This window comes from Vibrio sp. 10N.222.55.C6 (genome assembly GCF_041473395.1).
GTDB lineage: Bacteria > Pseudomonadota > Gammaproteobacteria > Enterobacterales > Vibrionaceae > Vibrio > Vibrio crassostreae_C.
This window is the reverse complement of the sequence record NZ_JBFRSD010000307.1, coordinates 1-319: the sequence shown is the minus strand read 5'-3', so window position 1 is coordinate 319 and position 319 is coordinate 1. Positions and strand designations below refer to the sequence as shown.

1 protein-coding gene is annotated in these 319 nt (G+C 46.7%); it reads left to right on the top strand.

The features are described 5' to 3' along the window. A partial coding sequence (locus tag AB4486_RS23815; protein WP_372119054.1) for a DUF4136 domain-containing protein occupies positions 1-319 on the top strand: 319 nt, incomplete at both ends.

Genomic DNA, 319 nt, shown 5'->3' with positions numbered 1-319 from the left:
CCGCACAGGGGTTTCATTTGTAGAGGACGGAGGCGACCTATACGTCCGCTACCAACTTCAGCAAGCATCTGAACTTGTGTCTTCCGGCTCGTCATTTGGTATTGGCTATGGTTGGAACAATTTCCGTGGGGGAATGTCCACTCCACAAAATTATCACCAACAGACGTACGGACAATTGGTTGTAGAACTGATCGATGATAAAACCAACATCGTTGTATGGACCGCGAATTCAAGCCGGAAATTGACTCGCTCAATGAGTTCTAAGGAACGTGAAGAGCTGATTTACGAGGAGATCGCTGAAATGTTTCAACAGTACCCT